21 protein-coding genes and 1 tRNA gene are annotated in these 18,565 nt (G+C 44.5%); 18 read left to right on the top strand and 4 right to left on the bottom strand.

What is annotated here, in order from left to right; all coding sequences use genetic code 11:
• Nucleotides 1-364: 364 nt before the first annotated feature.
• From HMPREF0693_RS12175 to HMPREF0693_RS12115, 15 genes are all read left to right on the top strand, one after another.
• Entirely contained in the window at nucleotides 365-1,273 is a 909-nt protein-coding gene (locus HMPREF0693_RS12175) for an integrase domain-containing protein (RefSeq protein WP_036932448.1), read from the top strand.
• 7 nt (nucleotides 1,274-1,280) lie between these two features.
• Nucleotides 1,281-1,892 (top strand): SGNH/GDSL hydrolase family protein, encoded by a 612-nt coding sequence (locus HMPREF0693_RS12170; protein WP_000861660.1) that lies wholly within the window; start codon nucleotides 1,281-1,283, stop codon nucleotides 1,890-1,892.
• Nucleotides 1,889-2,017 carry a hypothetical protein gene (locus HMPREF0693_RS19705; protein WP_012368430.1) on the top strand — a complete coding sequence of 43 codons (129 nt, stop codon included), beginning with the start codon at nucleotides 1,889-1,891 and terminating at the stop codon, nucleotides 2,015-2,017. The genes HMPREF0693_RS12170 and HMPREF0693_RS19705 overlap by 4 nt, the downstream gene beginning before the upstream one ends.
• Before the next feature lie 223 nt (nucleotides 2,018-2,240).
• Entirely contained in the window at nucleotides 2,241-2,603 is a 363-nt protein-coding gene (locus HMPREF0693_RS12165) for a hypothetical protein (protein WP_004245735.1), read from the top strand.
• Nucleotides 2,604-2,684: 81 nt separating this feature from the next.
• Entirely contained in the window at nucleotides 2,685-3,002 is a 318-nt protein-coding gene (locus HMPREF0693_RS12160; protein ID WP_000171971.1) for a hypothetical protein, read from the top strand.
• Nucleotides 3,003-3,420: 418 nt separating this feature from the next.
• On the top strand, nucleotides 3,421-3,591 hold the full coding sequence (locus tag HMPREF0693_RS19550) for a hypothetical protein (protein WP_223302951.1): 171 nt from the start codon (nucleotides 3,421-3,423) through the stop codon (nucleotides 3,589-3,591).
• 96 nt (nucleotides 3,592-3,687) lie between these two features.
• A complete protein-coding gene (locus tag HMPREF0693_RS18600) occupies nucleotides 3,688-4,044 on the top strand; it encodes a hypothetical protein (RefSeq protein ID WP_004239684.1) in 357 nt (118 codons plus the stop codon).
• Between the two features lie 110 nt (nucleotides 4,045-4,154).
• Nucleotides 4,155-4,667, top strand: a complete 513-nt coding sequence (locus tag HMPREF0693_RS12150) for a hypothetical protein (RefSeq protein ID WP_000542402.1) — start codon at nucleotides 4,155-4,157, stop codon at nucleotides 4,665-4,667.
• Nucleotides 4,667-5,209 (top strand): hypothetical protein, encoded by a 543-nt coding sequence (locus HMPREF0693_RS12145; RefSeq protein WP_004245732.1) that lies wholly within the window; start codon nucleotides 4,667-4,669, stop codon nucleotides 5,207-5,209. The genes HMPREF0693_RS12150 and HMPREF0693_RS12145 overlap by 1 nt, the downstream gene beginning before the upstream one ends.
• Nucleotides 5,210-5,467: 258 nt before the next feature.
• Nucleotides 5,468-6,442, top strand: a complete 975-nt coding sequence (locus HMPREF0693_RS12140) for an ArdC family protein (RefSeq protein ID WP_012368428.1) — start codon at nucleotides 5,468-5,470, stop codon at nucleotides 6,440-6,442.
• A 9-nt stretch (nucleotides 6,443-6,451) separates the two neighbouring features.
• The gene (locus HMPREF0693_RS12135) at nucleotides 6,452-6,751 is read left to right on the top strand and encodes a TA system toxin CbtA family protein (protein WP_001038587.1); all 300 of its coding nucleotides are present in this window, start codon (nucleotides 6,452-6,454) and stop codon (nucleotides 6,749-6,751) included.
• Between the two features lie 84 nt (nucleotides 6,752-6,835).
• Nucleotides 6,836-7,837 (top strand): DUF1281 domain-containing protein, encoded by a 1,002-nt coding sequence (locus HMPREF0693_RS12130; protein ID WP_004245726.1) that lies wholly within the window; start codon nucleotides 6,836-6,838, stop codon nucleotides 7,835-7,837.
• Between the two features lie 144 nt (nucleotides 7,838-7,981).
• Nucleotides 7,982-8,308, top strand: a complete 327-nt coding sequence (locus HMPREF0693_RS12125) for a hypothetical protein (RefSeq protein ID WP_012368427.1) — start codon at nucleotides 7,982-7,984, stop codon at nucleotides 8,306-8,308.
• 118 nt (nucleotides 8,309-8,426) lie between these two features.
• Nucleotides 8,427-10,076, top strand: coding sequence for a TraI domain-containing protein (locus tag HMPREF0693_RS12120; protein WP_223302950.1), 1,650 nt, complete (start codon nucleotides 8,427-8,429; stop codon nucleotides 10,074-10,076).
• Between the two features lie 15 nt (nucleotides 10,077-10,091).
• Complete coding sequence (locus HMPREF0693_RS12115; RefSeq protein WP_004245724.1) at nucleotides 10,092-11,162, top strand: tyrosine-type recombinase/integrase; 1,071 nt, start codon at nucleotides 10,092-10,094, stop codon at nucleotides 11,160-11,162.
• Nucleotides 11,163-11,395: 233 nt separating this feature from the next.
• Here HMPREF0693_RS12115 and HMPREF0693_RS12110 read toward each other — a convergent pair.
• The 4 genes from HMPREF0693_RS12110 to aspA form a co-directional block, all read right to left on the bottom strand.
• Nucleotides 11,396-11,471: transfer RNA gene (locus HMPREF0693_RS12110), tRNA-Phe, on the bottom strand.
• Nucleotides 11,472-11,765: 294 nt separating this feature from the next.
• The gene (gene dicD, locus HMPREF0693_RS12105; RefSeq protein ID WP_004245723.1) at nucleotides 11,766-12,338 is read right to left on the bottom strand and encodes a division control transcriptional repressor DicD; all 573 of its coding nucleotides are present in this window, start codon (nucleotides 12,336-12,338) and stop codon (nucleotides 11,766-11,768) included.
• Between the two features lie 192 nt (nucleotides 12,339-12,530).
• Nucleotides 12,531-13,856 carry an anaerobic C4-dicarboxylate transporter gene (locus HMPREF0693_RS12100; protein ID WP_004245722.1) on the bottom strand — a complete coding sequence of 442 codons (1,326 nt, stop codon included), beginning with the start codon at nucleotides 13,854-13,856 and terminating at the stop codon, nucleotides 12,531-12,533.
• Between the two features lie 158 nt (nucleotides 13,857-14,014).
• A complete protein-coding gene (gene aspA / locus HMPREF0693_RS12095) occupies nucleotides 14,015-15,439 on the bottom strand; it encodes an aspartate ammonia-lyase (protein WP_004245720.1) in 1,425 nt (474 codons plus the stop codon).
• A gap of 372 nt (nucleotides 15,440-15,811) precedes the next feature.
• Between aspA and HMPREF0693_RS12090 the strand changes: the two genes are divergently transcribed.
• The 3 genes from HMPREF0693_RS12090 (at nucleotide 15,812) to groL (ending at nucleotide 18,480) form a co-directional block, all read left to right on the top strand.
• Nucleotides 15,812-16,318 carry an FxsA family protein gene (locus HMPREF0693_RS12090; RefSeq protein ID WP_004245719.1) on the top strand — a complete coding sequence of 169 codons (507 nt, stop codon included), beginning with the start codon at nucleotides 15,812-15,814 and terminating at the stop codon, nucleotides 16,316-16,318.
• A gap of 169 nt (nucleotides 16,319-16,487) precedes the next feature.
• Nucleotides 16,488-16,781: a co-chaperone GroES gene (locus tag HMPREF0693_RS12085; RefSeq protein ID WP_004249265.1), complete on the top strand. Its 294-nt coding sequence runs from the start codon at nucleotides 16,488-16,490 to the stop codon at nucleotides 16,779-16,781.
• A 52-nt stretch (nucleotides 16,782-16,833) separates the two neighbouring features.
• Entirely contained in the window at nucleotides 16,834-18,480 is a 1,647-nt protein-coding gene (gene groL, locus HMPREF0693_RS12080; protein ID WP_004245716.1) for a chaperonin GroEL, read from the top strand.
• Nucleotides 18,481-18,565 lie beyond the last annotated feature (85 nt).

The raw sequence follows: 18,565 nt of genomic DNA, 5'->3' as shown, positions 1-18,565 counted from the left end.
AATACTGGTCTTACAGCAAAACTGACAATCTGACAGACATGTAATGCATTGCTCAGAACGGCTGAAAGTCTTTCAACGCTCAACGTTTATATGATGATAAAAACGTATAACATTATGAAAAAAGGAGAAAAAACGACACGATACCAAGGCGACGTCAGGAAACTGACGGACGGAGGTGCCCTGATAACGGGGGCCGGTCTGATGACCGCAAACAGTTCAGAGAACTGATTTGATACCTCTCAACAACTCAACCTTTTATCGCCCCGGTGCTCAGGTATCTGTCAGGTCGCAGGATGCGCAATATAAAACCGTCGCGCCGGGAAAAGGTAACCAGTTGAGAGCGAAAGAGGCGGAGAATCAGAGAATGTCCAGAAGAGCAAAAGCCCTGTCCCGTGAAATGCATATCCTTGCACGTCAGGCCGGAGGGAGCTTTAAAACCATTGCAGACCGGGTCAAAATTGCAGAACGGGTTGCGGCAGAGCTGGCCGGGTTGAATATTCAGATACGATCTGTTGAGCAACTGAAATCCCGCCATATTGAAATGTATATCCATGCCCGCAGAGAACAGAATATCAGTTTACGCAGCTGTCAAAACGAAATGTCGGCTATCCGGGCGATATTTCGTGTTACCGGACGTCATAAACTGGCTGACCCTAAACATGAGCGCCTCAGTAATGAGGCGCTGGGGCTTTCAGGTGCCAGCAGGGCTGGCACCCGTACCGCGATATCGGACGAGCGCTTTCACGAAGCGCTCGCTCGGATTGAGCCTTATGATCAGGGGGTGGCATTAACTATGCAGTTATCCCGTAGTCTGGGATTGAGAAATGAAGAAGCAGTGCAGTCAGTAAAATCATTACGGACCTGGCAACAGGCGCTTAAAAACGGTAAAGATCGCGTTCATGTGGTTTTTGGGACAAAAGGAGGCAGACCCCGTGAAGCATTAGTGCCGGATAAAGCCCGTGTATTAACATTAATTAATAAAGCCATTGAATATGCGGATAAACATAACGGTTATTTAATTAATCGTCCGTCATTACATTCTGCCAAAGATCGTTATATTAATGTGATGCGACGGATAGGCGGATTTATTCACGAAGAATCAAATCATGGTTTACGGTATGCCTATGCTCAGGATGTTGAAAAATATTATCTCAGTCAGGGATTCAGTCAAAAGGAAGCCTATGCATTAACCTCCATGGATTTAGGGCATGGTGACGGTCGTGGCGATTATATTAAACGGGTTTATAGTCAGAAAGGAGATATTGAGGAATAAGATAAAAATGAAAGTCTGTTTAATTATTTTGTTTATTAATTTTGCTTTTTGTTTTCCGTTAATGGCGAAGACGTTATTTTTAGGTGATTCATTAACGGCTGTTTATGAAATGTCAGCAAAATATGTTTTGGATGAAAAAATAAAAACAGAATATGTTTCCGGTTCGGGGTTAATAAATAAAAGTAAAAAAGATTGGATCGCTTTCGTGAATAATTTCGATTTGCGGGAGTTTGATAATGTGATTATTAGTCTCGGAACAAATGATTTTGTTCAATATGGTTCGGATGAATGGCTGAAATATTACAGTCTGGTATTTCAATTCATTGCTGAAATTCAAAGTGAAAATCCGTTAGCGACAATTGTCTGGATATCTCCACCACATTTAAAAAATCCGGAACATGAACGTTATTTAATACATACCCGGCATATAATTAAACACAGTGCGATGTTATTAAATATTCATTATCTGGATATTAATCAGCCTCATATATTAGGAACGCAATGGCAATCTGTTATTCATAATGAAACTGTACGAACTGATGATGGAATACATATTACCCGTAAAGGGGGAGTACGGGTGATCAGAGAAGTGGTAAAAATCCTGAATGGGCAGGATTGACAAAGATAAAAAAACGGCTAAAAATGAATCTGCTTATCTCGTTGCGTAATGCAACTTGCCAATGCTTCGGTTGTCTGAGAGAAGCGCCTACGGGTGACAACAATGCCAATGTTCCGGCAATCTGAGAGGAACGCCTACGGGTGATTGCCACTGCCAATCCTCGGGTCATCTGAGACGGGAGCCTACGGGCGATGACAGAACTCCGTTCGTCCTTGAAATTGACGGAGGGTGATAACAGAATAGCGTTATCATCAGGATTATTTTTACGCAACGCTTCATATAACCTGCCCGCTGACGGGGAAATCACCCGTCATCAGGGAATTTCTCCGTTTTTTCAGGAGAAATTCAATGAAGGTATCTACATTTCCGGAATCGTCTTTTTTTGACGATCTGCACTCTCTCACGCAACTGCATCACCTCTCAGGTGAGCTCGACATGGTTCTTGCTTTTGTCCGTCTGGATATTGGCGAGCACCCGGACGAAGATAATTTTCCGCCAAACTTCTGGATAATCAGTGCCGTTGCAGAGCAACTGGGCGCGTTATCTGTGGAGGCTGATTTTACCCGTCCACATCTTGAGAAAATGGTCCGCGCTGTCTGGAAAGCGGCTGAGCAAACGCCTTATGCGTCTGACTTTCGCCGTATCTACAACGATGCGATCAAAAATGCACAGTTTGAAGATCCGGTTGAAGCGCTGATGTTTGGTGCTTAACGGCGGACATTCACTGATTTTATGACCCATACGGGAAAACATCCCGTGAGGGCTGTATTCCCTTATCTGAGGATAGCCCTTATGACTCTTTTTACATTGAATTATGGTGTTGCCCACGTAATGTCTGGTATTGCCAGTTATTTATTTCCGCATTCCCGTGTTTCTCAGCAACTGAAGGCCGTTGCTAATGATGCCCGGATGCTGAAAATCACCGCAGAAGAACTGGAGGTGATACGTTTGGACGAAAAACGGATGTATCAGAGCGGAGATTACAGAGAACTGCCGTTTATTGAGCTTGATTTGTATACAACGGCATTTCGTTTTGGCGCCCTGATTTACTATGGACTCGCAAACCGGTGCCCCCGCATTTTTGCTTCACCGGCTGACAGTCATCGCTGAGCGGCTCGATCCGGAAATCTGGAATGAAGCCTGGCGCTGGGGTTACCGCTGCTGCCTGCAACACGAAAATGAAAAGCATGTAACCGACTGATTTAACGGACTCACAGGTGTCAGTCAGCTACCCTGAAATGGGGCTGCTTCCATTTACTGATCAGGTTTGATAACCATGATTTATGGCATTACCCGCGGACTGTTCTTTGTGGCCGATCACGTCTGTCGCTATTCCCGGAGTTGGGAATGGCTGATGTGGCTGGTTGAGGAAGCCCGGACACTGCGAAATGTTGAGGCTGATTTGAAACTGGCTGAAAGGTATGCCGGTGAGCAAAACCGCCCTCATTCCATTTCGCTGATGAAGTGTACGCTTTATGATGCCGGATTTGCTTACGGCAGATTATTACTGTGGCGTGCGGATGGTCTGATGAGACCCTGGCCGGCATGTCTGCTTCGCCGTTTACCGGATATCGGTCAGCGGATTGATGCAGTGATCTGGCAGAAAGGCTGTGAAGCCGGCTTGGATGAGACCGTCAGTGAATGGATGGCAATGGAGATGGCTGATGAATACCTTGTCGGTATCGAACTGAGCGACTGATTTGCCGGCATTCATTCTTTTTTTACTTACCTACCCGACGGGGAAACTCCCCGTCAGGTGGACGTTTCTCCGTCTTTTTTTACCGGAGAAACACACATGTCTGTTTTACTGCCAGAAAACAAACCATTTTCATTTCTGAGTCTGATCATGCAACGGCTGTACCGTTTTTATGACCGTATACCGTTTGTTTCGTCAGGGATACCCGGTGAATTACCGTGGATAAGTAACCGAACCGGCCGGCGCGCTTACCGTGCGACGGTGGTGAAAGTGAATCCCCGGCAGTTCAGGATCCGCATTACTGTACGTCTGGGCGCGCATTCGAAAGAATACCGCTTTCATTCGTTGATAACCTCGCTGGACAGCAGGACATTTTGTTCCATAAAAGCGGCCTCCCGTGCCGGATTTGCACTGACATACCAGCTGGCACAGGTGCGTTATGCCTGGTGTCGCTGATTTGTTGTACTGATAGCACCATTGACTTTTTGTTATGACCCCGCCCGGCGGATTGATTTCCGTCAGGAGATGAATCCGCCATTTTTTTAATCAGAATGAGGATTTATCACATGGGATATACACATTATTTTACACAAAAACAAAGCGTTGACCCCCTGATGTGGCAGAACTTCCGTGAACATCTGGACAAGCTCTATCACCACTATCTGGCCAATCCCATATCCGCAGAGCAGATTTGCGGCGGATACCCAGATAAACCTATTGTGTTGTGTGATGGCCTGGAGGAAAAACGGCTGAATGATGGCTCATTATTCACCGACGACGGTGAGGCGCTTTGTTTTAACGGTAATGCGGCTGATGACATGAATCATGAGACGTTTATTGTTCAGCGCGAAATCCCCGTAGAGGACTACTGGGATTTCTGCAAGACAGCATACAAACCCTATGACGTGTTTGTAGTCGCGGCATTACTGTTGTTGTACAACCTGTGCCCGGGATATTTTTCGGTCTCTTCTGACGGGGATATCCGGGACTGGCAGCCGGTGCTGGACTATGTCAGTCAGGTATTTCCTTATCTTATCCTGACGTTACCGGAAGGGATAGGTTTACCGGAGGCAGGATAATGGCCAGAGCCTGTACGATACGGGAACTGATAGCGGATTTATCCCGCTGCAATCCGGAGGCATTCGTCTTGTGTGAGATGTGGTTCCCCGATGATGTTACCTATGTTGATGAAACGGCTTGTCCGGCAGAGACACGGGCAACATTAACGCATGTTGCACATCATTTTGATGCGGAGCTGGGGATCAACTGGGACACGCTGGCGTGTGCGTTATCGTGTGTCAGAGATGCTGAGCAGAAGGGACTCGATATTTACTTTTATGCCAGTGAAAAGCGTGGTACAGACAAAAGCCGGATACCCGCCTCACGTTACGCAGAAGCGGACAGCGACGGCGATATTGAAGTCGGGTATTTCCGTAAGGTTAATGCGCTGTTTAAGTGGGTGCATGACCATATCGGGGCTTTTGAGAACTGTGAAAAGGTGCTGGTGACAGAGGCCCATCTGCGGGCTTTACAGCAGGACTTGCAGGCACTGACACCGGAAAACTGTCAGACACGGTTCCCGACCACTGAGGGCTTTTTTTTTGGTTTCAACGGCTTATGATGAGGCGTACTGGGCTGATGTGGAAGGCGTCAGACGCTGGCTGTCAGAGATAACGGAGACGTTTGACTTTGACGCAGAGTCACTGTTTTTTGTGGCCTGGTGGTAATCAGGTAAGGTGTTTCCCCGGGAAGCACTGAACACATTTTAATCAGTGTTTCCACTGGAAACGCCGGTTGAAAATTAACCATATTGTTTTTTCACCTGATGGTGTATCTCACCGTCAGGACGGGATACACCTTTTTTATTGAGGGTATTCCGATGAAAAAATCTGACCGTAAACGCCGTCCGGCAGCGGATAAGCCGGTTCGCGATATTTATCAGGAAGTGACTGACCGTATTGTGGCCGCGCTGGAAAAAGGCACCCGTCCGTGGAAACGACCATGGCGGCCGTCGGAAGGGACAGGCACCGGTTTTCCGGTGAACGCCCTGACCGGTCATTCCTACCAGGGGATAAATGTGCTGCTGTTATGGTTGTCGGCGGCGGAGCAGGGCTTTGGTTACGATATCTGGCTGACTTACCGTCAGGCACAGCAACTGGGTGGCCATGTCCGTAAAGGCGAAATGGCGACGAATACTGTGATATTCAAACCGGTGAAGGTGCCGGCAAAAGACCGTCACGGTGAGCTGCTGCGGGATGAACACGGTGAGGTGGTGATGACGGAGGTGCCGATGATAAAGGCGAATCCGTTATTTAACATAGCCCAGTGTGATGACCTGCCGGCGCATTTTTACGAAAACCGGCGACTACCCGGAGAGGAGACAGCAGGGATAACCCTGCCGGCCACGCACCGGGTGCTGGATATCCTGAATGCCAGCGGCGTGAAGGTGACCAGTGCGGCGCAGAACCGGGCGTATTACAGTCCGTCACAGGACCGGATTGTGATGCCGCTGTCGTCACAGTTTGACCGGAATGCCGATTACCAGGCCACCTTACTGCATGAGTTGGTGCACAGTACCGGTCATCCGTCCAGGCTGGCCCGTGAAGGCATCACCTCATCGTCCCTGAAGTTTGGTGACCCGCTGTACAGTTTTGAGGAGCTGGTTGCGGAAATGGGCAGCGCTTTTCTTTGTGCGCAGTTAAGCGTCGAGGGAGAAGTGAACCATGAAAGCTATCTTGACAGCTGGCTGCGGGTACTGAAATCGGACAAAAAAGCGTTGTTCCGGGCCGCCGGGCAGGCCCGCCAGGCCTGTGAGTTTTTACTGAATGTGGCCGCATCCCGACAGGCCGCGTAGGAGACTGCGATGAACAAAATGACCATTATCCGCTTTCAGTTACTGGTACATCAGTTACTGCAAGTGCATTACGGCATTACGCTGAGTGATACCGGATTGTCCGATGATGCTGAGGTGTCCCGGATGATTGAACTCGGGATATCGCCGGTATCGGTGGTCAACCGTCTGGTGGATAAGTACCACCTGGATAAACTGAATGCATCCTGTTATCTGCCGGCATCCCCGTATGTCAGTGACAGCGATGCCTTACTTGCACAGGCTCAGCTGAGCGGTGCCATTAACCCGGATGTCATGCCGGATAATCCTTAACGATTAACGACTGACATCTTTCCCGTGAGGGCTTGTTCCTCACGGGATAAGCCCTCTTTTTTATTCTGAAAAGAGGACATCATCATGCCAAACTGGTGCTCGAACCGACTTGACATCACCTTACACAACGCGGCGGATATGCCGGCTCTTAAACACTGGATATATGCGGATGATGGGATACCCGCCTGGCAGACGGCGATAGCACAAAGTCTGCATTTGTTGCTGGCCGGCTGCGCGGGGATACTGAAACCGGTCAGACCGCTGTCTTTTCCGCCGTTACCGGAACTGACTTCATACGGTGCAACCGGGCCTGTTTCCCCGGGAAACACGGCTTTCACGCACTGGGTTGACCTGCTGATGACTGCACCGGATTTGACACCGTCATGTTGTCAGCAAATCCATCAGTGGTATCAGATGTGGTTATCTGAAGGCGGGGCGTACCATTCCTGGGACTCGCTGACGGCGACGCAGAAAGCGAGACTGTCCCCGTTGTTATCGGGAAGCAGTTTTGACTGGCTTAACCGGTTTACCGGAGAGGATGAGAGCCGGGTGGCGACAGCCTGGGAGGATATTCAGTACCTTCGCAGTACCGGAGAAGCCATACCGATGGATATGCGGACTCTGTTACCGACCAGCCTTGCGGCTGAATTACACGGTTTTAACGGCTGTTTATGGAAAACACCGGAGGTCATCTGGCGGCAGGCGCGCTGGCAGGCGTTTGCCCCCGGTAACAGTACATATCACCTTTATCAGTGCCGTTATGGTGTGAAATGGCCGAACGGCAGTGGTTTTCACTGTATTGATGGCGGGTATGCGACGGAGTTATCCGCAGAGTTTGATACTCCGTGGGGGCCGCCGTCAGCAGCGGTTTTGTGTGCTCTGTCTGCGCGTTTCCGCTGTCAGGTCCGTCATGTCTATGCCGAAGAAGGCTGTGGTTTCTGCGGATACAGCGAGTATGACCATGGCCGGTTAACCGACCATGAATCTGATGAGATTGAGTTCAGTGATGAAGAGAATGAGGACGGTTTCCAGGATGTGACGGGACCGGACTATATTCTTGATTCATTGCCACATTACGGAGGGTGAGGTTTCCGTACTGATTTAACTGACTGAAAACCCGGTAGTGATACCGGGTTTTTTTATTTTTTTTCGGAAAACTAATTTCGGCTTTTGTTTTATTCCCGCATTGTTATCGTGATGCCGTCATTGAATGAGATGGGGGAGAGTGTGATGAGATGTGAATTTGGGCAGGGTGTGAGGGAGTGGGCTCAGGATTTTTGGAATGAAATTCTGTTTCCTTTTTTTGTCACAGCCGGACTTTTGTTGCCACTGATTCTGGTTGTGGGCGTTTTCCTGGTCTGGGATGAACAGCGCCAGGCTGAGTGGGGGCGTTATTACCTGACGGAATGTCAGTTGGTGGAAAGAAACAGAAATGCGGGCTTCTGGTCAGGTCGGGAAAATATTCTGCAATGCGGAATGACCCGGGAGCATGTGAATGCGGACGCGTATGAAAAGGCCATCCGTGCCTGGCAGCAGAAACAGACAGAGACAGAATAATAAAACATTATTCATGTAATCTTCTGTTTTGTTGCCGGAATTATTTTTGTGGATGAGTTAACGTAATGAAAATAAGGTGCATTTATTATTTATTCTTATCCTGATATTAAAATAATTTATGTTTTATTTAATGTTGCGTTGTTGTTTTTACCGAATTAAAGAGGCAGTAACACCGATGTTACCGTGGTTTCGTAAATCGCTTTCCCGGAAAGCGGAAGAGAAAACATTGCGTGTTTCCCCGGGAAACACGCAGGAAAGGCCATTATTTATCCGTGACAGTGACGGCTTTTATTTACCGCAGGCAGCTGACGTATTGCTGACCACACCGCAGCGGCAAAACTGGTTACAGCAAATCAGCCGGGTGGTAGCGTTACCGGATAACCAGTACCGGGCACTTTGCCTGTCTCCTTTGCAGACGCTGGCAGAACGACTTCAGTGTGTGCCGGCATCAAAAACCGGGAAATATGCCGGCGAAGGGGGATTGCTGGATTTAACGCTGAATACGACAGCCTGGTGTATGCGGATGTCCCAGAAAGAGATGCTGCCCCGCGGGCTTCCGTCGGAAGAGCAGAGCCGTCAGTTCAGCGCCTGGAATGTGTGTGTTTTTTATACCGGACTGTTTTACTGGTTACCGTTAACGGCACAGTTTGAGGGACAACTGAACAGCCTGTCGGCGTGGCAGCCGGGGATGAGTGCGCCCACCGTACCGTATCGTTTTCGCTTTCATGAGCCGGTGCCGGATATGACGCATTTTCGCCGGACGACGGGGGCCATGATGGCTTTCCGGCTATTACCGGAGAAGGTAATCCACTGGTTGTCGGGTACACCAAAGGCGCTTCAGGCGTTGTCTGACGTGGTGACCGAGCCGGTAAACGGTGATAATGATTTACAGCGTGTGCTGAATGAGGCTCTGGCTGCGTTCCCCGCCGGTGCATTGCCGGCATTTTCTTCCGTTGTTTCTATGTCAGCGCCTGATGCTTCGTCTTCAGTGCTATCAGGGCAGCCGGAGAATGATATCGCGTCATTGGCGCCTGCTGAATTGGCGCAAAAGCCACAACCTGAAACTCCGTCTGTAACATCTGTATTGCCTCCGGAGTCTGTTACTTCAGAAAAAACAGAGAACGGAATTCACTGCGATATACCGCTAATGGTAGTTGCAGAAGCAGAAGGTGCGGTTGTCCATGGGGCACTTGATTCTGCTGATGAAAAAACTGTCTCAGATATGTCTCCTCCGTTATCTGAGGATATGAAATATGCACTTGAATTATCAGGTTTAATGCCGGAAATCTTATCTGATACTCAGACGGGCAATCGTGATGAGAAGGATGAACAGCGCGAAAACTGTCTGAGTATAAAAAATGAAGGAGAGGCTTTCTGGGCGTGGTTTAAGTCCGGATTATTGGGCGGAAAACTGGCAATAAATACGCCGGATGCGAAGGTTCACTGTGTCATGGAGTATTTGTTTTGCCAGAGTCCGGCTGTTTTTTATCAGTACATACAGGAGGCGGGTAAAAATCCGGATGATATCGGCCATATTATTTCTTCTTTTGAATCCCTTAAATTGCACCGGATTATTCGTCATGATACCCGACAAACAGGGCATTTCAGGGCTCGAATTTATGGTGAAAAACTGAATCCGCTGAGTGATAACAAAACATTAATTACGTTATCCCATAAAAAAATCAATGGTTACATGATTAAAGGACGTCAGATTTTTGGCATGAATATGCCGGAGGAATCATTGTTTATTCGTATTGTCGGAAGTTAAAAGCAGGAGGTGTTTATGAAAGATAATCACAGTTCTGATGAACATCAGCAGAAAGTGGATGTATGGGAGCAAATGCTGAGTAATTACTTTTACAATAAAGTATTACGGCCGGATACGGAGAAAACATACCGTAAGATGGTACGTCTTTTTCTGCGTTATTGCGGAGTTTGTGAAAATGCGTTACCGCTACCGGATGAAGTGACACATGAGCATGTGCTGAGATGGCGAAGAAATGAGCTGAATATTCAGAAAGTCCGGGAACGGACATGGAACACAAAAACCAGGCATATGCAGTCTCTGTATAATTATTGGATCAAAAAAGGGATTGTTTCACTTAAAGAAAACCCGTTCTCAGAAACACAAATTGAACCGGGTGAAAAACAGAAAAAAGTCTATACACAATCACAACTGAGAACGATTTATCGTATTCTGGAACAATTTCAGCAACAGGAAAATATGCTGCCACCTGATCAGGCCCACTTTCAGGCATGTGCGGTTTATCCCACTCGATTCTGGTTTGCTGTGCTGGAAACGCTGAGGCTGACGGCTATTCGTTTTAACCAGCTGATTAACCTGCATATTGGCGATCTGGATTTTGAGGAGTGTACGATCACATTGCGCAGTGAAAGCAGTAAAAATCACCGGGAATATCAGATTGCTTTTGTTCAGCCACTACGTTGTTTACTGGCGCCCTTGGTTGAGGAAATGCGTTGTCACGGGGCGGATAAAAACGATATTTTGTTTGATGTTCATCGTCTTTATCATAAACGACTATCCCGCTCTGAAACTCCACTCAGTCAGACGATACGTTCTTTTTTCCGTCGTTTATCAAAGGAATGTGGATTTCATGTCAGTCCCCATCGTTTCAGACATACACTGGCGACGACATTAATGAAATATCCTGAACGTAATATGCAATTGACGAAACAGATGTTAGGACACCGTAGTCTCTCTTCAACTATGGAATATATTGCTCTGGATGCATACAGTACAGTCAGGATCTTGGAGAATGAGTTAGGTGAGTTTTTAACAATGGGATTAGGTGGTGAACTTACAAGGCTAGCATCAAAAAGACAGAGGATGTGATATAAATAAAAAATATTTACACAAAGTTGACTATTTTATCAACTTTGTGTATAAGCTGGATTTGATTGAGAAGGGTGTTCTAGGAAAACACCCTTACTTGATAAATCATTGTCAACCACGTGAGAAGTCATGAACGTGATTACAACTGAAATTCAAGTTTTAACCGAGCGTTGGAGATCTCACTTCCAGCGACCGTGCTAGGGAAACGGTTACACCATTTCCGAAAGGAAAGATGGTGCCCGGACTCGGAATCGAACCAAGGACACGGGGATTTTCAATCCCCTGCTCTACCGACTGAGCTATCCGGGCAACGAGGCGCATTAAACCGTATTCAGCGTGATGCGTCAACGTCTTTTTAATAAAAAATGCAAAAATAAGTTTGTTTGCTCTCTTTTTATTCTATTTGAGTCTGATTTTTCAGCACAAGCGATTTTCTAATAAAAAATGCTTAAATAACAATCAGTAAAGATAGTCCATTTTTATCTTTTAAAGAGATATTTTTCCTTTGCTTATCACTTAACCGCTTTGCTCTTCCTCTCATCGAGAGTAATGGAATAAGAGAACGAAATGAGCAATTACTCTAATTGCAATATTGATATGCAATCAGCTTAGCGCACCATTTTTACGACATTGGGCGATTTTAAGAATATCTTGAGCTAATAGTTTTGCTGTCGTGATATCGTCAGCACGACGATTGACCATTAAGCGACTTAAACAGCCTTCTAAGATGAGTTCCATTTGTTTAGCAACTAACTCACTATCTTCAAGATCAAGCTTGCGTAGTAGCATTCTAGAGTATTCAAATGAGCTTTGCTTTTGGCGCTGGCTTAACTGATGGATTTGTGAATGCTCATCAGGATAAGCACTACAAGCAGCAACAAACAAACAGCCTGGAAAACGATTTTTTTCTAAGCGCATAGCCAGCTGATCGTAACGTGCTAGTAATTTTTGCTCTGTGGTCAGCGTTTCATCTAATATCACTTGACGTTGCCAAATATCAATTTGCTGTCCATGATGGCGTAGACAATCAAAAATTAACGCGTCTTTATCAGGCCAAAAAGGTTGGAGTTCAGATTCAGTAATATCAAATCCCTGCAATAACTCAGGCAACGTAGCGGCAAGCCCATGTTGCTCTAATTGGATAAGTACGTGGTCTAATAATGCTTCACGTTGCACGGAAATCTCCTTAAATCATAGTGTCGCAAGAGCACCATAATTAACAGATTTTAATCAGAAATGAAAGTAACAGCCGCGAGTGGGGTAGTGTCAAAATGAAATCCCCTCATCCATTTGGGTGAGGGGACTTATTTTTATATCTAGTTAAAAAGTAAAGCTTTTTGCAATGTCTTTTTAAATATTGGTTTTAAACTACAAAATCATACCGCCGAAGAGGAAACCAAATCCGACCGCTAATATCACACCGATAGTACCAGGAATAAAGAATGGATGGTTAAAGACTAATTTACCAATACGAGTTGTACCCGTATCATCCATTTGAACAGCAGCAACCAGTGTTGGGTAAGTTGGTAGAATAAATAGACCAGAAACTGCTGAGAATGATGCAATCGCTGTTAATGGAGAAACACCTAAAGCTAAAGCCATTGGCATTAACGCTTTTGCTGTTGCCGCTTGTGAATATAATAAGGCAGAGCAGAAGAAGAAAATAACCGCTAATAACCAAGGATGACCTGTGATTAAATCACCGGCAGTCAGTTTGATCCAATCGATATTACTTGAAACGAAAGTATCACCTAACCAAGCAACACCCAGAATACAAATACATGCACTCATACCTGCTTTAAATGTACTTGAGTTTAAGATGTTATCTGTTTTAACTTTACAGAAAACAGTGATAAGGGTTGCCACACTCAGCATAATGATAAGGATAGCGTTAGTGGTGTTCATTAACGGCTCTTTTACAATGCCTAAACTTGGGCTATTGATAATGGCATAAGTGACCACACAAATAACACCAAGTAAGAATAGCATTACAGAAGATTTAGCACCCGGTAATGTTTCTCTACGCTCTTTACTATTACGTAATTCAACTAGACCTTGCTCTAAACGTTGACGATAAATCGCATCATCAGACAGTTTTGAGTTAAATACCCAAGAGATGATGAATGACATCAGAATAATAGCAAGGAAGGTCGCTGGTAATAAAATAGATAACAGAGTGATATAACTTACTGTATTACCTTCACCGACCATTGCAGGGTTTTCCATGACTGATGCCATATAAACAACCGCAGCAGAAATAGGTGATGCTGTAATACCAATTTGCGCAGCAACCACACCTGTTGATAATGGGCGACAAGGTTTGATGCCTTGCTCTTTAGCAACTTCAGCAATAACGGGTAATGTAGCTAAAGAGATATTACCTGTACCTGCAAAGAGAGTTAATAAATAAGTCACAATTGGCGCAAGTATTGTGATGTATTTAGGATTACGTCTTAATAGTTTTTCTGTTTGATCAACTAAATAATCTAAACCACCAGCAACCTGCATCGCAGAGATTGCGGCAATAACAGCCATAATGATGGAGATCACATCAAAAGGGATAGTACCTGGTTTAACACCGATAGCGGCTAATACTAACACCCCTAAACCACCGGCAAACCCGATACCAATTCCTCCTAGTCTCGCACCGAGGAAAATGGCCAGCAGAACGATAATCAATTCTACGGCTAACATAGCGTTTACTCCTTGAGATAATTAAAAAAATGAGAAAGATAAGTTAAATTTTTGTTTTTACAATCAAGTAAAAAGGCACGTCTCTTAAAGAGTCCGTGCCTTGTATTTTTAAGAGCTCATTCTTATGTTTAACATGATTATGTTATGAAACATAAATATTAATCATCGAAGCGTTTTGCTTTGTAAGCCGGGTGTTTTAGGTTCTCAACAGAGAAGATATCATCCAGTTGTTCTTCAGTTAATAAGCCACGTTCTAATACAACTTCACGTACGCTCTTACCTGTTTCTGCACAAATTTTACCAACGATGTCGCCGTTGTGGTGACCGATGAATGGGTTTAGATAAGTTACGATACCGATTGAGCTAAATACGAAGTGTTCACAGATTTCTTTATTAGCAGTGATACCATCAACACATTTTTCAACTAAGTTACGGCAAGCGTTGCTTAATAGAGAAATTGATTCAAACATTGCTTGACCAATAGCCGGTTCCATTACGTTTAATTGTAATTGACCTGCTTCAGCTGCCATGGTGACGCAAGTATCATTACCGATAACTTTAAAGCAAGCTTGGTTCACAACTTCTGGGATAACTGGGTTTACTTTAGCTGGCATGATTGAAGAGCCTGCTTGTAATTCTGGCAGGTTAATTTCTTTCAGGCCGGCACGAGGACCAGAAGAAAGTAAACGTAAGTCATTACAGATCTTAGACATTTTCACTGCTAGACGTTTTAATGCAGCGTGAACCATTACGTAAGCACCACAGTCAGAGGTTGCTTCGATTAAGTCTTCAGCTGGAACGCAAGGTAAACCAGTTACTTCTGCTAATTTTTCAACAGCTAATTTTTGGTAGCCAGGTGCAGTATTTAAACCAGTACCGATAGCAGTTGCACCTAAGTTCATTTCTAACAGCAATTCAGCAGTACGTTTTAGGTTTTTGATTTCTTCTTTCATTAATACTGAGAAAGCGTGGAATTCTTGGCCTAAAGTCATTGGTACAGCATCTTGTAATTGAGTACGACCCATTTTCAGGATGTCTTCAAATTCAGTTGCTTTTCTATCAAAACCTGCTTTCAGTAGCTCAATAGACTCAGTTAATTTAATAACAGAGTTATAAACTGCGATACGGAAACCACAAGGATAAGCGTCGTTTGTTGATTGGCTCTTATTCACGTGATCGTTAGGGTTCAGATATTGATATTCACCTTTTTGATGACCCATTAATTCCAAACCGATGTTTGCGATAACTTCGTTAGTATTCATGTTTAATGAAGTACCCGCACCACCTTGGAATACATCAACTGGGAATTGATCCATGTGTTTGCCTGTTTCTAAAACAACATCACAGGCTTTGATAATCGTATCAGCGATTTCGCGAGGAATAGTGTGAAGCTCTTTGTTTGCTAATGCAGCGGCTTTTTTCACCATGACCATACCGCGGATGAATTCTGGAACATCATTGATTGTACGATCACTGATGTAGAAGTTTTCAATTGCACGTAAAGTGTGGACGCCGTAGTAAGCATCAGCAGGAACTTCTCTTTTACCTAACAGGTCTTCTTCGATACGAGTTTTATTTGACATGAGAACCTTCTTATTAAAATTTTAACTGTCTAGTTATGCGCTTGTTAATAAAATATATCGTTAACGGTTAATAATGTAATATAACTTACCGTTTTGCTTGGTACTGACACGATCATATTCGGGTTGTAAGCAAATACCTTTAAGCTGGATCACTTTATAAGTAAATAACGCTGAATTATTTTCTTTTTGTGATCTATCTCATGGATTTTACAGTTCTACTTCTCTTTTTATGCTCCCTTGAAAAGGAGGATTAGGCTCCCCATTATTATGTAGATAAACTAAGAAAAAGCGAGTGCATAAGCTGTTAGCTTAGAGGTGGTTCACACTCCTTTCTATTAATAATATGAATCTTTTTTATAAAAGGAGAACCAAGTGCGTTGGCTCCCATTAATTGTTATCTGTCTTCTTATTTATATAGAAGCTGTGATTTTTGTGCATGTTGCCTCTTCAATTGGCGTTCTTACAACCCTATTTTTAGTAGTACTGACTTCTTGTGTCGGGATCTCTTTGGTTAAAAATCAAGGTGTGAAAAATATTGCTTCAATGCAACAAAAATTAGCCATGGGAGAAGTGCCTGCGGCTGAAATGGTGAAAAGCGTTTCGTTGGTGTTGGCTGGGATATTGTTATTGATCCCTGGCTTCTTTACTGATTTCCTCGGCTTACTTTTATTGTTACCCCCATTACAAGCGCTATTGGTCACAAAACTGATTACGCGTATCAAAATTTATACCCCCGGACAGGGCGGAAATGGCTTTTCTTCCCATCAAGGTGGGAGTACTTTTGAAGGTGAATATCAACGTAAAGAAGATTCACCTAGTAAGCAACTGAATAATAAGGATGAACATCAGGATAATGACCATTTTTCTGATAAAAAATAATTAACTGTAAGCATAATCATCTAAAAAGGGGATTTTTTGAAAAAAAACACTTTTCTCCCCCTTGAAGTTTTATTGGATGCCCCCACTTGTATCGTCATGGTACTGGTTCATCTTAGGCACTGGTATCAACCTTAATCCTGATATGGACTTTTTTATAGGAGATCTATTAATGAAGATTCGTCCATTACATGACCGTGTTATTGTTAAACGTAAAGAAGTCGAAGCTAAATCAGCAGGTGGTATCGTACTGACTGGCTCTGCAGCGGGTAAATCAACTCGTGGCGAAATCTTAGCAGTTGGTAACGGCCGTATTATGGAAAACGGTGAAGTCAAACCACTCGATGTTAAAGTTGGCGATATCGTAATTTTTAACGATGGTTATGGTGTTAAATCAGAAAAAATTGATAACGAAGACGTGCTTATCATGTCTGAAAGTGACATTTTAGCAATTGTAGAAGCATAATTTTTCTCTTTTAAGATCTTCTTAAACTGAACGAATTCAAAGGAAATATACGATGGCAGCTAAAGACGTCAAATTCGGTATAGACGCTCGTAATAAAATGTTACGTGGTGTTAATGTTCTTGCAGATGCAGTTAAAGTAACTTTAGGCCCTAAAGGTCGTAACGTTGTTTTAGATAAATCTTTCGGTGCACCTGTTATCACTAAAGACGGTGTGTCTGTTGCCCGTGAAATCGAATTAGAAGATAAATTCGAGAATATGGGTGCTCAGATGGTGAAAGAAGTTGCTTCTAAAGCTAATGATGCGGCAGGTGACGGTACTACAACTGCAACAGTGTTAGCACAAGCAATTATCGCCGAAGGCTTAAAAGCAGTTGCCGCTGGCATGAACCCTATGGATCTGAAACGCGGTATCGATAAAGCCGTTGTGGGCGCAGTAGAAGAACTGAAAAAACTGTCTGTTCCATGTTCAGATACTAAAGCTATTGCTCAAGTAGGTACTATTTCTGCTAACTCTGATGAAACCGTTGGTACTCTGATTGCTCAAGCAATGGAAAAAGTGGGTAAAGAAGGTGTCATCACTGTAGAAGAAGGTACTGGCTTAGAAGATGAGCTGGATGTTGTTGAAGGTATGCAGTTTGACCGCGGTTACCTGTCTCCTTACTTCATCAACAAACCAGAAACAGGTACAGCTGAGTTAGAAAATCCATTCATCCTATTAGTTGATAAAAAAGTCTCTAATATCCGTGAATTACTTCCTGTTTTAGAAGGTGTTGCTAAAGCAAACAAACCTCTACTGATCATTGCAGAAGATGTTGAAGGTGAAGCACTAGCAACATTAGTCGTCAACAACATGCGTGGTATCGTGAAAGTCGCTGCGGTTAAAGCACCAGGTTTTGGTGATCGCCGTAAAGCAATGTTACAAGATATCGCTATTCTAACTAATGGTACTGTGATTTCTGAAGAAATCGGTATGGAGTTAGAAAAAGCAACGCTGGAAGATTTAGGCCAAGCGAAACGTGTTGTTATCAACAAAGATACAACAACCATTATCGATGGTCTGGGTGAACAAGAGGCTATCAGTGGTCGTGTTGCTCAAATCCGTCAACAAATCGAAGATGCAACTTCAGATTACGATCGTGAAAAACTGCAAGAGCGTGTGGCTAAATTAGCTGGCGGTGTTGCGGTAATTAAAGTCGGTGCGGCAACTGAAGTTGAAATGAAAGAAAAACGTGCTCGTGTTGATGATGCTCTGCATGCAACTCGCGCAGCAGTTGAAGAAGGCGTTGTTGCTGGTGGTGGTACTGCACTTGTCCGCGTTGCTAATGCGCTGCGTGAAATGACAGGTGATAACGAAGAACAAACGGTTGGTATCCGTGTTGCACTACGTGCAATGGAAGCGCCAATGCGTCAAATCGTTGCTAACGCAGGTGAAGAGCCTTCTGTGGTAGTTAACGATGTGAAAGCAGGCCAAGGTAACTACGGTTATAACGCTGCAACAGAAGCTTATGGCGATATGATCGAGATGGGTATCTTAGATCCAACTAAAGTGACTCGTTCTGCTCTGCAATTCGCAGCTTCTATCGCAGGTCTGATGATCACCACTGAAGCTATGGTGACAGATTTACCTAAAGACGAAAAAATGGATTTAGGTGCTGCTGGTGGAATGGGCGGCATGGGTGGAATGGGCGGCATGATGTAATTCATCTGCTAGCTGTTTTACACCAAAAACCCGAGCTTAGGCTCGGGTTTTTTTACATAATAAGTCGTTCTGGCTGTTTATATCA

It is taken from the genome of Proteus mirabilis ATCC 29906, from assembly GCF_000160755.1.
Taxonomy (GTDB): Bacteria; Pseudomonadota; Gammaproteobacteria; order Enterobacterales; family Enterobacteriaceae; genus Proteus; species Proteus mirabilis.
This window is presented reverse-complemented; position numbering and strand designations above follow the sequence as displayed.

Bases quoted from the DNA above. Each gene is read 5' to 3' on its own strand.
- HMPREF0693_RS12175 (WP_036932448.1), top strand. From the start codon at position 365: ATGTCCAGAAGAGCAAAAGCCCTGTCCCGTGAAATGCATATCCTTGCA.
- HMPREF0693_RS12170 (WP_000861660.1), top strand. From the start codon at position 1,281: ATGAAAGTCTGTTTAATTATTTTGTTTATTAATTTTGCTTTTTGTTTT.
- HMPREF0693_RS12165 (WP_004245735.1), top strand. From the start codon at position 2,241: ATGAAGGTATCTACATTTCCGGAATCGTCTTTTTTTGACGATCTGCAC.
- HMPREF0693_RS12160 (WP_000171971.1), top strand. From the start codon at position 2,685: ATGACTCTTTTTACATTGAATTATGGTGTTGCCCACGTAATGTCTGGT.
- HMPREF0693_RS19550 (WP_223302951.1), top strand. From the start codon at position 3,421: ATGAGACCCTGGCCGGCATGTCTGCTTCGCCGTTTACCGGATATCGGT.
- HMPREF0693_RS18600 (WP_004239684.1), top strand. From the start codon at position 3,688: ATGTCTGTTTTACTGCCAGAAAACAAACCATTTTCATTTCTGAGTCTG.
- HMPREF0693_RS12150 (WP_000542402.1), top strand. From the start codon at position 4,155: ATGGGATATACACATTATTTTACACAAAAACAAAGCGTTGACCCCCTG.
- HMPREF0693_RS12145 (WP_004245732.1), top strand. From the start codon at position 4,667: ATGGCCAGAGCCTGTACGATACGGGAACTGATAGCGGATTTATCCCGC.
- HMPREF0693_RS12140 (WP_012368428.1), top strand. From the start codon at position 5,468: ATGAAAAAATCTGACCGTAAACGCCGTCCGGCAGCGGATAAGCCGGTT.
- HMPREF0693_RS12135 (WP_001038587.1), top strand. From the start codon at position 6,452: ATGAACAAAATGACCATTATCCGCTTTCAGTTACTGGTACATCAGTTA.
- HMPREF0693_RS12130 (WP_004245726.1), top strand. From the start codon at position 6,836: ATGCCAAACTGGTGCTCGAACCGACTTGACATCACCTTACACAACGCG.
- HMPREF0693_RS12125 (WP_012368427.1), top strand. From the start codon at position 7,982: ATGAGATGTGAATTTGGGCAGGGTGTGAGGGAGTGGGCTCAGGATTTT.
- HMPREF0693_RS12120 (WP_223302950.1), top strand. From the start codon at position 8,427: ATGTTTTATTTAATGTTGCGTTGTTGTTTTTACCGAATTAAAGAGGCA.
- HMPREF0693_RS12115 (WP_004245724.1), top strand. From the start codon at position 10,092: ATGAAAGATAATCACAGTTCTGATGAACATCAGCAGAAAGTGGATGTA.
- HMPREF0693_RS12100 (WP_004245722.1), bottom strand. From the start codon at position 13,856: ATGTTAGCCGTAGAATTGATTATCGTTCTGCTGGCCATTTTCCTCGGT.
- aspA (WP_004245720.1), bottom strand. From the start codon at position 15,439: ATGTCAAATAAAACTCGTATCGAAGAAGACCTGTTAGGTAAAAGAGAA.
- HMPREF0693_RS12085 (WP_004249265.1), top strand. From the start codon at position 16,488: ATGAAGATTCGTCCATTACATGACCGTGTTATTGTTAAACGTAAAGAA.
- groL (WP_004245716.1), top strand. From the start codon at position 16,834: ATGGCAGCTAAAGACGTCAAATTCGGTATAGACGCTCGTAATAAAATG.